This window comes from Ruminobacter sp. RM87, from assembly GCF_000701925.1.
Lineage (GTDB): Bacteria > Pseudomonadota > Gammaproteobacteria > Enterobacterales > Succinivibrionaceae > Ruminobacter > Ruminobacter amylophilus.
On record NZ_JNKD01000056.1, the window covers coordinates 1 to 15919 of the forward strand.

Here is a 15919-nt window from a genome sequence, read left to right on the forward strand (position 1 = left end):
TGGCACGGAAAAATCGTAATACATTAGTTATATCCTTTAGTGTAACCGTTACACTAAAGGATACCATAATTTTTATTGAACAACAAGACCTGAACATATTGAATCTGCAATGTTTGGAGATATATTTGGGAGGTACGTTTATGGGGTAGTGGAACTTTTATGAAAAGTTAAGAATAATGCTTCAATTGCAGCCTTATGCTCCTCTTCTGTATAGTTTTCGTTTCCTGGGTGGGGAGCTCCATCCCTCATATCCTGTTCCTGTTTAATCCAGTTTGTATAGGTATTGTAATGTAATCCCAGCAGTTTTGTTGTTACTCTAATACTCAAGGTAATACTTTTACCGATGAGTATAATTTCACCATTGTTCGTAGTGATACTATCTATTTCCTCAGGTGTCTGCTTAGATTCATTTATCAACGATATTATTCGTATGAGGTCTTTTCTCCTCTTATTCCTTCTCGAGCAACGCCTCTGCTTTTTTTATGAAAATTTCCTTAACTGCATATTCAGCCAAGGCGGTTTTATGCCTGTCTATGTCCTTATTCAGGGCTTTGATATGAGCGTTCAACTCCTTGTTTTCACTCTGATGTTTCTTAACCGCTTCCGTCAGCTCTGCCACCTTCTTTCGTAGGCGTAACAATTCCTGATGTTCGTTTAAGCTTGATTCTTTATTGGCATTCATACAGTTATCCTTCCACCTGCTTATTTCTGAACCGGTCAAATCGTTCTTCCTACAGTATTCACCTTTTGCTAACTCATCCAGTTCATTAGTTTCAACAACTACCTGAAATTTCTGCTCAGAGGTCAACTTACTCTGGTCTTGATTGATTGTTTTGGCTATATCAACTGCTGACAGCCCTAATTCCTTAGCAATCTCTTCCCTGTACAGCTTTAACCAATTATAAATAGCACTTTTGGAAATACCATGCTGTTCAACAAAATCCTTCTGACTTAGATCTGATAAAAGGTAGTTCCTTACGAATTCTTTCTTGGCTTCCTCTGTGTATATTTTACGTATCATATTATACCCTCAATTGCTTGTAATTTACATCACAAACAACTATACCACGTAAGGATGTCGGCTACGGTTTCGATATTATATTCCTGAAGAAGCTGTTTGATAATCTGATGCTTCCCTTCAGTCATCTGGATCATGTGGACGGACTTTTTTTTCTTTAACCATAATGCAAAACTCCTGATTATATAAGTTAAATTATATCTCAGAAATTTTTCTGACATTTTTAGCTACATGTAATTTACAGAGTTTGGTTCACACGCCCTTTCATCAAAATTACCAAATGTAAATGTCGTAATATCAATGAGTGTAACAGAATGGATTAGAATGTTATTTACAAAAAAATCGTTTTTGTAAACAACAAAATACTAAGGCAACAGCTCCACCAGGTTGTTGCCTATAGAAAAATTTTCACATACTCTTTAAGTCTGAAAAACTCCTATCCCATCATATACCAAATTCTTACTCATTAAATTTATATAAATATTCTTCTGCTAATTTAGCTATGAGCTTGATTTCATCCTGATTCTCATAATCCTTGAAATTATATACATTCTTTGATGATTCATTTGGTTTGAAATATTTTTGAGGAGAAGTCCAATCTTTCAGATTAAGGAACAAGAAATTCACCACTGAATCCCTAAAGTCTTCATTTAATACGAAGTCCTCAAAATGCACTAGTTTAATTCTATCTGCCCCCCCATGTTGTGTTAATAACTTGATTTCAGAACTTATTTTTTTTAATTTTGATTTATATCTACATACAAATGTTTTAGCCTGCTCATCAGTATCTTGGGAATATGCAACACATTCACGTTTAAGGGATACATAATTAGATCTTGGATCTCGGATAACAGCTATCATTTTGGCATTATCTAAATATTGCAAAATTGAGGCATTATTTATGTGTACAGCGTTATCAATTATTATCGTGGAATTATCATCAAAATCAGCTGAACATAAAGACAATAAAATTTTACCAACTGAATGTAAAGAACTATTACATAGCTCTTTATTTCTTGATAAAGCGCCTAAAATGAGGTTACCTAACGATTTACCCATAATCCCCATCAATTCTGCATACTTTTTTTTACCATGCTCTGAATGAGCCCTATTATATGCACCAAATAAAGCTTTATGAACCCACCAATTACTAGATAACTTTTGACAACCTAACAAACCGAAATAAAATTTGATAGCTTGTTTCCATAAAGTGTCATGATTATCCTTATTCTTAATCAAATTTTTAAAGCCACATTGTTCATCTTCAAATATTGACCACTCATAACCAGAAAAAATAACATTGTCAAATTCTTTTAAATAATCAACAACTGCTCCACTACCACTCCAACCAATTCCAGATAACAAAATATAGTTATTATTAGACGGTATATCAATTTTTATCTCTTTTTTAGTAGTCAGACCATTAATCAATGATATAAATGAATTTCTATATAACAATTTAATATCTTTTTCTTTAAACAAAATTTCTAAAAGATTCTCAAATAAAATTGAGGACTTATCAATATTATTCATAAAATAATCACTAGTTAACAGCTCTGTAATCTTTTCTCCTAAATCCATTTCCTCTGTATAGTGCTTATTAAAAAATTGATTAACATCATCTTGAGGGTACAGTTCTTTAAAGGCTGAAATTGCAGTAAAGAAATAATAAGAATTTAATCTGTAATTAAAATTTTTAAAAATCTCAGAAAAGCAGGTCAACACTTTATCATATTGTTTTATACTTAAAAGATAACTCATTTCTTTACGTCTTAATACAAGACTCGGTTTGTGTAAATTTTTCATAAAACCATATTTATTTTCCTTAAGTGTTATCATTGGTTTTACAAAGTTACCTGTAGAATCTGAATAATCCTTAATTTCTATAAAAGTTAACGTTTTATTTAGCACAACTTCTCTTAGTACATTCTTTAACTCATTTAAAGTAGTCACCTGATAAATTTTTTTATAACCGCATGCTTTTGCTATGTCTAAAATTTTAAATTTTTGTGCACTACTTTGTGTTATGCTATGATTGTTAATTGCAATGTGAACTAAATTGTTAGGTTCATAATTCCCTATACGGGTTAATGCCCCCATTTGCATTATTAACGTATCATATCCATCAATGCACCATATTCTTTCTTGAGGTCTAATAATAGACAAACTTAGTGCAATAGATGAGGCATGTCCCATAGAACAATTGGTTAAAAAATCACATTTATGATCTTGACGCTTCTTTTCTCGAAGTTCAAATAATTCAAAACTGATTTCATCCGTTGATGAAATCACGATATCCTCTCCAGTAAAGTCTGTAATGGTATTAACTATGGATTCCCTCATAGATATATCATTGTCGTTGTCAACTACATCTATGTCACTAATTAAAGCCCCTTCTTTTATTACAAAAGCAACACTTCTATCATTACCTAATATTTTTTTAAATTCTTTTATTTTTTTTAATAAATCTTCTTCTGTTGTTGTATTTTCTACAATGTAGTATGGTATATTCATTATGTCTAACAGTTTACGTGAAACATTGTCTTGATACACATATTGTTGAACATCATAGATTCCAGGCTCATCCATCCAACCAATCACGTAAATAGCAGGAATGCTATATGCGTGCTCGTCCATTAATGACGTTATTGGATTAACTGCATTCCCCTCACAGCTATTTTGCATATAAACTACTGGACATTTTTGAGTAGCTAAATGATAACCTACAGCCAAAGCAACAGCATTCCCCTCATTTGCTGCAATGATGTGATGACGAGGAGATGAGCCAAACTTCAGCTCAAGGTAATTACTCAAGCTCTTTAACAAACTCGAACTAGGTACACCTGTAAAAAAATCACATTCCAACGAATCAACAAAGTTTTTAATTTTCATAAAAATCACTCTAAATCTAAATTTAAATTTACCTATTTGTTCGCCTTTTCGAGACAAAAGAAACAAAATATGGATTCTTTAGGGGAGAAACTACTAAATCATATTTTCATTTATTAAAGAGAGCTACCTCAAACTTGACTGAGTTAACTAATACACAGTCATCCTCTCCTTAATAAAACAAATAAAATTTTCAGTTTTTAACAAAACATCGTATGTTTTTATTAAATCTATGGTAATTATCTATAACACATGACTCTACGATATAATTTCCAATTTAAACTGAATTTATTCATTTATGGATTAGTTCTAAACATAAAGCTTAAAGTTTATCTAATACTTAAACCTTGTTACTTTTATTTGTATTTTCCTTTCTATGCTAATTCACCTATTATGATAAAATTCATTTAAATAGTAATATCTTGTCATGACATATCTAAATTAACATCTGACGACAACATTAGACATGTTGCTATAGTTCTAAAAATCAAAAAAATATCCTCTTGTTGCGAACTATTTGTCATTACATCCAACTGATTCTTTACTTTATTAATCTGTACTAATCTTTCAATGTCTGTATGTCGTCTCGCATCGTCTAATATTTGTTTTGCCTGCTCTTTTCTATCAATCAAAAATTTCTTTAAAAATGTCATCTGATGCGACTCTATTTTTAGATCAATAGATTTACAATTTAAACCTTTATAACCATTCATTTCTGGCTTCCATGAATCAGCGATAAAAGGATACTCACACAATTTTGGATTTGATCGATACATGCAATTGAAATGCAACAATTCCCTGGATCTGGCAGACAATGAAAGTTTAAAATACAATTTTGCTACATCAAACGACAATAAAGGAAATCCACTGCTTTCTCCATTTAACGGATTGATGTAACAGGAATTTCCTATAATGTTCTGAAAATAGAACTTCTCAGGTTGAAGATTATTCTGATATTCATGATAATTATCAGTTACCCAACTTGATACCTGCTCAATCTGAGCTAGTCTGCTGTAATCAGATAACATCTGATATTTATCAAACGACTGACTATAATTAATAAACTTCATATAAGGCTTATTAGATACATTATCAAAATCTTTATCAGAAAAATATTGATTCCACCATATACCTCTGTACAACCCCCCACCAAATGAACTTAAAGTAAAATTATCTCTTTCAGAAAGCAATGAACTGCGTTGATTGAAAGTTCTTATAAAATGCAAACATAATTTCAACAAATCCGAGGAATTATCAAAATTACGCTTATTTGAATTTAAATCTGCGGAAGTTGTGAATCTGTTTATTCCTACAGAGGAACAAAAATCTGCCAAGTAATCATGATTAGTACTGTCTGAAAATACCTCAATTTCATTTTTATATGATGATGACAGGGCTAAAGCCAATAATAATCTGCTATCTTTATCACCAGAAATTAAAAATCTTTTATTCGGCATCCTGTTCACATAACATTCAATTCTTTTAACCAGTTTATTGAAAATATAATCCCATTCGTCATTTGTCAGGTCTGAACAAAGGTTACTATCTTTTGTAAAGATTGAATCCTTATATGGAACAAGAGAAAAGCCAAAAGATCGTCCTATTTCTGCTTTTATATACTTTTGAGAGTTAAGCTTATTTACATTACAGAAAAGAGTTTTATCAAAAAAAATATTACCTGATGTTATCATCCATGATAACGATAAATAATCATAACTGAAGGAATCGTTCACAATGTATGAAATTAACTTAGATACATTTGAAATAAGGTTTACCCCTAGTTTACTAGAATAGAAAACTGGCACACCACCTGAAAAACAACTAAAAGCAGAAAAACCATTTTTATTAGTTATCGATACACAGGAAAACTCTTCATCAAATTCTCTGGAAGCCTCATCAATATTATGTAAATTCAACCAATCCAAACAATCATCTGCTTTTATATTTTTATTATTACTGTTAACAATGCACAAACCATGATTATTCTGCTCTACGAACATCTCAAGATCCTTCTTGTTATCAGAAAACGCAAAGTATGCCCATAAACGCTGAGAAGACATATTTGAAATGACAAATTGGGTATTAACAAAGAAGATATCTGAAAACCGACTCTTTACAGCGGATTTTTTGTCATTTACAAGGTTATTAATTTTAGTGAAAATTTCTTCAACCTTTGAAGCTTCACCACTTAAAACAAGATATGAAAACATATATTTTTATAACTTACAAAATCACAATACTATTTAAATTTAACCGTTTAAACATTCAGATAAAATCTGAAAGTCTTCTTCAGAAACAGAAGTCACAGTACATGAAAGACTATTTAATCTTAATGAAATTTCTATTTCATTATTTCCATTCTTGTACATGTAAACCCCATTTTTCTCCATTGAGTTAACTGAGTATTCCTCAAACGAAGAGCAGTAATTAACCTTATAACCATCGTTTTTAAGAATCCCCAGCAATGCCAAAAATATAGGAGTTCTTGAATGATATTTATGAAGATAACTATTAGTGCTCAATTTATATTCAGGGTATAAAAACTTTAAAAATGAAGAAGATCTGGCTTTATTGTTCTTACTTTCTTCTGATGTAAACGAACCGCCGTGATAATGAGCCACATACAGATTATGTATCAGAACATTTCTAAAACCTTCTCTGATAGCTCTTCTAGACCAGTCGTTTTCCTCACCATATCCGCGACCAAACAAAAATTCGTTAAAACCGCCTATCTGTTTCCACACTTTTTTAGATATGGCCATACTGAAACCATGGGCAGTAGGAATATCTACATATGAATAGGTATCATTAACTCTTAATGCTTTATTGATATTTTCCAGTCCGACATGTCCAAGAAAATCTGTATTTAAACGATCATTATTTAAATACGGGAAACTGAAAATTCCGGCTCCGTTGGACATAGGGGTAACAGAGGCTATATCTTCATTTGCAAGCGGAGCTATAAGTCTTCTCATCCAGTCATAAGGAACTTCAGTATCTGAATTCAATAAAATGAAATTACAATCTTCCGTATAAGTTGCAGCTTTATTAACTGTTCTTACAAAACCCAGATTAACCTCGTTTTCAATATAAATACAATCAGAAAGAGATTTAACATAGGTACGCAAATATTCATTAACATTTTCATCGGTAGAACAATCATTTATGAAAATGAATTTATGTTTGCCTACTGTATTTTTAACCAGTGAAGGAATTAACTTTGTAATATGAACAAAACCATTGTAAATAGGAACAATTATATAAGTTAATTTTTCATCCGTTTTCTTCGATAAATCTTCTTTAGCAGTCAGCCCAAGCTTTGGAATCTTCGAATATTTTTCAAAACTGATATCGCTAAAAATAATGTCTTCATTTTTCTCAACGTAAGGCAAGTCTCCATATAAATCTTCGATGAAAATATTATATTTCCTTGCTGGCTTTATACCTTTCTTAACAAAATCAGCAATTACCCCCCTATAGATTTCAAATGTAGATGTCTCTAAATATTTCTTTCTGAACTGCTTGCCTATCTCTGCCAGTTCACTGTCAGAATATTTTAATGTCTGAAGAATAGAATCATGTAACGCATCAGAGTCTCCTGGAGCAACTATAAACACGCTGTTGTCCGGAGCGACATATTTTGCACCGACGTTATGAGTCATGATGCATGGCTTAGACAGCATTGCAGCTTCAAGAACAATTCTGGAACAACTTTCATAGAGAGAAGGTACAAGGAACACGTCTGTATTCATGAACACATCCCACTTATGTGCACCGCTTACCTCGTCTATCCACTCAATGTTGCTGTATCCCTTGGTTATGTTTTTTAAAAATTCGTAGTACTCTTCATAGTTGTTTGCCTTTTTACCGATTATCTGTAACTTCCACTTGCCAACCAGTGACAGATTAAGTTTTAAAAATGCGTTGATACAAACATCAAATCCCTTTCGATTGTTTATAGTTCCGCAGATAGTAAATACACGCACATCGGGATGAGGGCGGTAAACAGGTAACAACGAGGTATAGTTATCTTCGACACAATTTCTAAAAACACGAACTTTGTTCAGGTCAAATAAAGAACTGCAGTTTTCTTTCGCATGTTCAGAAACACAGACAATATTCTCTGACTCATCATACAGAAAATCACCACAATGGAACTGCTCAATATAACGATTCAACATCGATATATCTTCTCTGATCATCCATAAATGAGGAATATTGTTATCTCGGCATAATTTTGCGTAGGAATTAACTACAACAGTGTTCAGAAATACATAACTGTAGCTTTTAATATAATCAAGAACATTTGGGAAAAGAGAAACGTCTCGAGGAACATAGAAAACATTTGCATCTATATCGTTATAAATATCCTCTATTCTTCCACGAGTATAAAAAACCCATATATCTACATTGTACCCAAGTGACAGCAATCCTTTGGCAATAATCTTTAATGAGTGTGGAGCTCCGGTATTGCTTAATTCATGGCCAATCAAAAGAATTGTCTGTTTTGACTCGTCACGCTTTGCTTTATGAATCCAATAGTTGGTTGAGCGTTTTTCTTCCAGACCATGTTTTAAGAAGTGTTCTACCGGATTGGCTTTTGCCTTGCAGACATCGGAATGAATGAACAGGTATTCCTGTTCATTAAAATTAAACTTTCTTTTCTCCTTTTTCCCGGTCATTTCATAATGAACCAATGGGCATATTCCGGAATGTTTGACATCAGGATTGTTATTCAAATAATACTTTGAATCAAAGAATTTAGAAGGATTAAACCCCTGTTTTCCACCAAGAGCGAGATAATGCATTACAGGATCAACGCTACTGTCCAGAGCGTATTCTTTAGAATACCAAACCGGATCAAAGAAACTTGATTTACTGCACAGCTCGTAATGCTTAATCAGATCCTGTGATGACATAGAGCGAACAAGCTTGGATATGGCTGATTCTAAATTTATACCTGCAGAACCTTTAAAACCTGCTGAAATAACTTTCTTATTATTGTTAGTTGCCTCAGCTGTTTTCTTTGTGACATCTGATTTTTTTGTTGCATCAGTATTGGTATTACCATCTACTTTTTTGGCAGGAGCAGCCTTGACACTCTTTTCTGTTTTTGAGTCAGAATCAGATTTAGAATTGGATTTAGCTTTATCTCCGGTCTTGGAAGGTGTAGCGGATTTCACGGAATTCTTTTTATCATAGACAGGGTTCTGATAATTTACTTTATCTACAAGAACATTTGATTCATTATCAAAAAGAGCAACAGAAAACTCAGCAGGTAAATTCGCTAAATCATCGTTAGATAATATAAGAGCAAATCCGGCAAATCCACCATTAATCCCTTTATCTTTCAAATCTTTTCGTTCTAAATCAGCTTTTATGGTGACGTTTCTTTTATTTTGAAATTCCAGTCTTGCCACCCTTGGAAGCTGGCTTTTAGGATCAGCTGAAGCTAACCAGCCTATAAGTTTTTTCCCAAATAATTTAGAACCGAGTTTTCCTTTAACATTAGGCATACACTAACCCTTATATTTTCTTTTTTATACCCTATCGATACAACAATAATTCTTAAGAAAAATTTACTTTTCCCAATTTTTTTGAACAAAACCGTTTTGGAGGCATTCCTGCTCAGACCAGCTGTTATTGACAAAAATTTTCTCATAATCGGCTTTATTGTCTTTTAATACGGCGGTAGATTTCTGTAATTTGTGGTACACAACCGCATCAACAACATAATAAATTTTCAGACCCAGCAAATGACGTATGTAATCACAATAAATTCTGTCTGAACGATAATGTCTGCCATGCTGAGAATCTAAATCACCAGCTAATCTGTAAACATCCCTGCGAATGTACACACTGAAGAATGGAGCAAAGGAGAGTTCTATACATTTTCCATTGCTGAAGAGAGGAACGTGTTCAATATTAAAATGTTTTATTGATAAATTTACGTCACACTTGTTCTTTTTATTTGCATATGGCACATGAATGCTAATTGAACCGTTATCCTCATAGAGAACCTGTCTTGGCACAACCAATCCTACATCATCCAATGAGTAAGCAAATGCTTTCATTCGTTTGATGGCATCAGAGGTATAAACGGAATCATTGTTCACAAGCAAAATATCATTTTCCGGATTTGCAACATGAATTCCCTGGTTTACAGCATAAGTAAAACCGTAATTGCAGGTATTTTTAATTAATTTTATCCTGTTTTCTTTTTTAAGAATCTCTAATCTTTGAACACATTCAGGCGATGAATTATTGTCAACAACAATTATTTCAGAGCAGCCCGCGGAAATCAGACTGCTGATACATTCTTCAAGGTCATCAATGGTTTCATGATTAGGAATGATTGCCGATACATTAAGATTTTCAGACTTGCTGTTTTGATCGTGTTGAATATAATTTTCAATCTTCAGCGGATTAAAAACTTCTGTATCTGTTATGGTATTCTCTGCTTTGTTAAAGAAATAATTAGATAAAATCACCGGAATTGAGTAAATATCAAAGGAAACACTCAATCTCAATATAAAATCATAATCAACAAGTCTTCTCAGAGAAGCATCAAACCCGCCTATTGCATCATACGATTTGCGGGTATGCCCAAAACAGTTTATATCAATGTAATTTCTGTTTTCCAATAATGATTTGTTAAATGATGCAAATCGCACTGCATAACACTTGTCGCTGTTCTGCTTGAATAGATACTGGCCACAATAAACTGCTGACGCTTTCGGGAGGGCTTCAAATGCCCCGACCATTACCTTTAAATAACGATTATCCCAGGTATTATCAGAATCAAGATAAAAAATATAACTCCCCTTGGATTTACTAACAGCCAAATTTCTGGCATGGCTGCATCCTCTGTTTTCTTTACTTTTCAACAAGATGATTCGGGGATCTTTAATGGATTCAATAATACTGACCGTATTGTCTGTACTTCCATCATCTACAATTATCAGCTCAAAATTCTGATATGACTGAGCCAAAACCGAAAGTATGGATTCCTTAACAACTTTTTCTCGGTTATATACTGGCATGATTACAGAAACCAGAGTACTTGAATTATGATTTGCCAATCTGGACGCTACATTTTCCATAAAGGCAAAACATCTTTTATAGTTTTCTGAAAAAGGAGCATATGCTATTGGCATAACCATTGAATACTTTAAATATTCATCAAAATTCCGAGGAGTAAAAACTGGCTGATTACTGTACTTTACCTTGTCAATCAATTTATTCAGTTTTTTATCCCAGAGTGATACCTCAAAGGTCTCAGGTAACTGAGCAATCAGCTCCAGAGGAATGTCAAAAACAAAACCGGAATTTCCGTTTATACCTTTGGATACTAAGTCTTTTCTGAATTTATTTGTTTTAACCGTAAAAGAAATACCGTTAGGAAATTTCAACAAGGCATTCCTTGACTCTTTGGCATCAGCATCAGTAGAAGCCAGCCAACCGGATATTTTCAGATTGTTTAACTTTGAATTTAACTTACCTATAACTTTCTTTTTTTCTGACGAAACTGAACCTGATTCTTTTTTAACTTCTCCGGATACACCACCATCGTTAAAAATCTGTTTTTTTAATGAGTCCAGATCAATTTTTATTACGGATTTGGCAATTTCACTTTTTGTTGTTTTATCGATTAACTTTACAATATTTTTTGTACTCAAATGAACATAAATCTTTTTATCGATTAAAACGCTAAAACCATTATTTATGTGAGTTTTATAGTTCTTTGGATTATGCCTTTTCTCATTGCATAAAACATCTATTGCAAAACCATTAATTTCTACCACAGCATCTCTCGGAGATGTTGAGGAAGGATCTAATAACCAACCGACAATACGATTGTTGTACAGAACATCAGAAATCCAACCACAAACAACACTATCCATAAAACAACTCTAAAATATATTTATTAGTGATGGTAAACAGCAAACTAAAAGGAATTACGATCAATGAAAAAAAACATTCATAGACATCTAGGAGGTTAACAAGATCTTATTTAGCTTGATTTGTGTCCCTTAACTTTTCAGTCCGAAAGAAAAAATACAAATATCTATAACTCATCTATCCATATATTATAGAAAAGTAAATACTTCTACCTTCTGCAGATTATGTTTCACTCTGCAGACAAAATAAGGGTATTCATCTACCTATCGACAGAAAACTGCCAAAACTCAAATCTATAAATAATTCATCCCTAGGAAACTAATCAAAAACCAAAGCATTTTTAAATGATGAGGCTTTTCCGTCTTTTTCAGAAACATTTACCTTCACACCTTCAACCAAAGGCCATTCAATACCGATATCTGGATCGTTCCATAAAATTGAATGTTCAGATGTAGGGTCATAGTAGTTTGTACATTTATATACGAACTCTGCTGTTTCACTCATTACGTAGAAACCATGCGCAAATCCTTCAGGAATCCAGAACTGACGCTTGTTTTCGGCAGACAGAATCACACCTACATACTTACCGAAGGTCGGTGAACTCTTTCTTATATCCACTGCAACATCAAATACTGTACCGGATACTACTCTCACCAGTTTTCCCTGCGGATTGTTAAGCTGATAGTGAAGTCCTCTCAATACACCGATACTGGACTTTGACTGGTTGTCCTGCACAAATGTCTTATCACATACAAATTCCCTGAAGAATGAATCTCTCCAGGTTTCCATAAAGTATCCGCGTGAATCTCCGAATACCTTTGGTTCTAAAATCTTTACTTCCTTAATCTCTGTATCTATTACGTTCATCATTAATTTCCCAATCATGTGTTATCTTTTTTTCTCGGCAAGTGACAGCAGATACCTGCCGTAGTCATTCTTTTTAAGAAGTGTAGCCTGCTGGAGCAGTCTTTCTTTTGTGATGTATCCTTTTCTGAAGGCTATTTCTTCAGGACTGCCGATGAGACAGTTCTGTCTTTTCTGCAGAGTCTTGATATATTCTCCTGCTTCAAGCAGTGAATCATGGGTTCCTGTATCCAGCCAGGCTATTCCACGACCGAATATCTGAACCTTCAGCATCTGTTTTTCCAAATAAATCTTATTAAGATCAGTGATTTCAAGTTCTCCTCTGGCAGAAGGCTCAACCATCTTGGCGTACTCCACAACATTGTTGTCATAGAAATACAGTCCGGTTACGGCATAGTCAGACTTCGGATGTTCAGGTTTCTCTTCCAGAGACAGCACGTTGCCGTGTTTGTCAAATTCAACAACACCGTATCTTTCAGGATCAGCAACCTTATATCCAAACACACAGGCTCCATCTTTAATACCGGCACATTCATTCAGAATTCTTCCTAAGCCCTGTCCGTGATAGATGTTATCTCCGAGAATAAGACATACACTGTCATTTCCGATAAACTTTTCACCTATTAGAAAAGCTTGGGCAAGACCTTCAGGTTTCGGCTGTACCGCATACCTGATTCTTATCCCGAACTGAGAACCGTCCTTAAGCAGAGTTCCGTAACTGTATGAATCTTCAGGAGTGGTTATAATCAGAATATCCCGTATGCCTGCAAGCATCAGCGTTGCCAGAGGATAATAAATCATCGGCTTGTCATATACCGGAAGAAGCTGCTTGTTGCATCCAAGTGTTATAGGGTACAGTCTGGTTCCTGAGCCGCCTGCGAGAATAATGCCTTTCATTCAAATCACCTCTAACCTGTAACTACTGAAGATAATATTCAATGTTGTTATCAATCTCGGACTTCCAGTCACTGGCAGAGATATTGAAAACACTCTTTATTCTGCTTAAATCAAGCTTTGAATTCAGAGGCCTTGCAGCCTTGGTCTTGAACATTGAAGCAGGGATTGGTCTGATGGAAACATCTTTGGTTATAAGCTGTTCTTTACGGGAAGACTCATAAATGCTTTTGGCAAACTCATACCAGCTTACATCTTCTTTTCCAGAAAAATTGAAGATTCCCCATTCGGAGAAGTCAGGTGTGTCATCCAGCACTTCCGCAATTTTCAAAATCGCAGAAGCAATGTCTCCGGCAAAGGTCGGACCTCCAATCTGATCGTTTATAACGGTCAGTTCATCCCGTGACCTGAAGAGATTCAGCATGGTCTTAACAAAGTTCTTTCCGTGTCTTCCGAAAACCCATGAGGTTCTGAGAATAACGTATTTGTCAGTGTTTTCTGCAACAGCTGTTTCTCCTGCAAGCTTGCTCCTGCCGTAGGCATTTATCGGATTAACAGTATCTGTTTCCTTATAGTATCCCTCCCTGGTTCCGTCAAACACGTAATCAGTTGAAATGTGAATCAGAGGAATGTTTTTCTGAGAACAGATCCGGGCTAAATTTCCGACGCTGTCGGAATTAACCTCAAAAGCCTTCTCTGGTTCATCCTCTGCCTTTTCAACATTAGTGTAGGCAGTTGCGTTTATGACAATGGTTGGATTAACTGATTCAACAGTCTGTCTTACCTTCTGAAAATCGGTAATATCCAGCTGAGAACTGTTGGTGGCACTGAAATCAAATCCCTTTGATTCAGCCTGTTCTGCCAGACAGTGTCCAACCTGGCCGTTGGAACCTAAAATTAGTAATTTCATATTTATTGTTTTAATGCAGTTTTATTATTATGTTTAGTCGACTTGTTGTCAGAAGCTGGAATGCAGAAAATTTAAACTTTCAGTAATTCAGTCCTCTGTTATATATAATCTATGCAATATGCAGAATCTTCTTCCACCATGAATCATTATCGAGGTACCACAGAATTGTCTTGTGAATACCGGTCTCAAAGGTTTCCTGAGGCTTGTAATTAAGTTCACTCATGATCTTTGAGGCATCGATGGCGTATCTTCTGTCGTGACCCAGTCTGTCCTTTACGTAAGTAATCAGAGTTTTGGTTGAAACTCCTTTTGAAGCAGGACATTCCGGATACTTTAATCTGTATGATTCATTGTCCCTGAACAGTGAATCAATCTTTTCACAGAGAAGATTTACGATATCAATATTGGTCCATTCGTTGATACCGCCGATGTTGTAGCTTTCTCCAAGTCTTCCGCTGTTCAGAATAAGGTCAATGCCCAGGCAGTGATCCATTACAAACAGCCAGTCTCTGATCTGCCTGCCGTCACCATAAATAGGAATATTCTTACCAAACAGAATATTGGTGAGAGTTAAAGGAATTAACTTCTCCGGATGATGGTAGTAACCGTAGTTGTTTGAACAGTTTGACATGGTTACATTCAGACCGTAGGTATGATGGAAAGCTCTTACAAGCAGGTCTGACGAAGCCTTTGATGCTGAATAAGGAGAATTAGGCAGGTACTGATTGGTTTCTCTGAAAGGATGGTCTGACAGAGTCAGAGTTCCGTAGACCTCATCGGTTGATACATGATGGAATCTGTGATTTTCCTTCCCGGTATCTGAATCAAGCCATACAGCCTTGCAGGCTTTAAGTAATGAATAAGTACCCAATATGTTGGTATTGATGAATTCATCAGGACCGGTGATAGATCTGTCAACATGAGATTCTGCAGCAAAGTGAACCAGTGTATCAATGTCATTTTCAACAAGCAGTTTTTTGATTAAATCAGTGTCACAGATATTTCCGTGAACAAATTTAAAATTGCTGTTTGACTGCAGATCACTGATGTTATCCAGATTGCCTGCGTAGGTCAAAGCATCTAAAACAACCACCCTGGAATCTTTGTATTTATCCAGCCAGTAATGTACAAAATTAGAGCCTATAAAACCTGCAGCTCCGGTTACTAAAAGATTTAATCTATCGCTATTCCCCATCATTCAAATCCACTTGTAGCTTTGTAATTTTAATGAATGTATTGTTCATAATCATGCACACACATCATCTTGTCCCCTACTGCTCTCATATATTCAAAAAACACAATTAAGGGAAAAATGTCTGTTTTCTTACTTCTAACAATCTGCGTTATTAAGTATTTATCATGAATAATGAACGATAATCACCGAACTTACCGATAAAAAATTGTGTGATACATATACAATCGTTAAAAGGAATATTGACAAG

General features: G+C 34.5%; 10 protein-coding genes. All 10 read right to left on the reverse strand.

Annotation, left to right across the window (positions count from 1 at the left end; all coding sequences use genetic code 11):
* Positions 1-138: 138 nt before the first annotated feature.
* Positions 139-417 (reverse strand): hypothetical protein, encoded by a 279-nt coding sequence (locus T489_RS0109800; protein ID WP_031579858.1) that lies wholly within the window; start codon positions 415-417, stop codon positions 139-141.
* Positions 418-448: 31 nt separating this feature from the next.
* Positions 449-1021: a transposase gene (locus T489_RS0109805; RefSeq protein ID WP_031579859.1), complete on the reverse strand. Its 573-nt coding sequence runs from the start codon at positions 1019-1021 to the stop codon at positions 449-451.
* Between the two features lie 456 nt (positions 1022-1477).
* Positions 1478-3910 carry a thiamine pyrophosphate-dependent enzyme gene (locus T489_RS14420; RefSeq protein WP_157608206.1) on the reverse strand — a complete coding sequence of 811 codons (2433 nt, stop codon included), beginning with the start codon at positions 3908-3910 and terminating at the stop codon, positions 1478-1480.
* 422 nt (positions 3911-4332) lie between these two features.
* Positions 4333-6117: a hypothetical protein gene (locus tag T489_RS0109820; RefSeq protein WP_031579862.1), complete on the reverse strand. Its 1785-nt coding sequence runs from the start codon at positions 6115-6117 to the stop codon at positions 4333-4335.
* 39 nt (positions 6118-6156) lie between these two features.
* Positions 6157-9423: a glycosyltransferase gene (locus T489_RS0109825; RefSeq protein WP_031579863.1), complete on the reverse strand. Its 3267-nt coding sequence runs from the start codon at positions 9421-9423 to the stop codon at positions 6157-6159.
* A 63-nt stretch (positions 9424-9486) separates the two neighbouring features.
* Positions 9487-11712 carry a glycosyltransferase gene (locus T489_RS0109830; RefSeq protein WP_198020469.1) on the reverse strand — a complete coding sequence of 742 codons (2226 nt, stop codon included), beginning with the start codon at positions 11710-11712 and terminating at the stop codon, positions 9487-9489.
* 415 nt (positions 11713-12127) lie between these two features.
* Positions 12128-12676, reverse strand: a complete 549-nt coding sequence (rfbC, locus tag T489_RS0109835) for a dTDP-4-dehydrorhamnose 3,5-epimerase (RefSeq protein WP_031579865.1) — start codon at positions 12674-12676, stop codon at positions 12128-12130.
* A gap of 21 nt (positions 12677-12697) precedes the next feature.
* Positions 12698-13570, reverse strand: a complete 873-nt coding sequence (gene rfbA, locus T489_RS0109840) for a glucose-1-phosphate thymidylyltransferase RfbA (RefSeq protein ID WP_031579866.1) — start codon at positions 13568-13570, stop codon at positions 12698-12700.
* A 22-nt stretch (positions 13571-13592) separates the two neighbouring features.
* Positions 13593-14477, reverse strand: coding sequence for a dTDP-4-dehydrorhamnose reductase (rfbD, locus tag T489_RS0109845; RefSeq protein ID WP_031579867.1), 885 nt, complete (start codon positions 14475-14477; stop codon positions 13593-13595).
* Between the two features lie 109 nt (positions 14478-14586).
* Positions 14587-15672, reverse strand: a complete 1086-nt coding sequence (gene rfbB / locus T489_RS0109850) for a dTDP-glucose 4,6-dehydratase (RefSeq protein WP_031579868.1) — start codon at positions 15670-15672, stop codon at positions 14587-14589.
* Positions 15673-15919 lie beyond the last annotated feature (247 nt).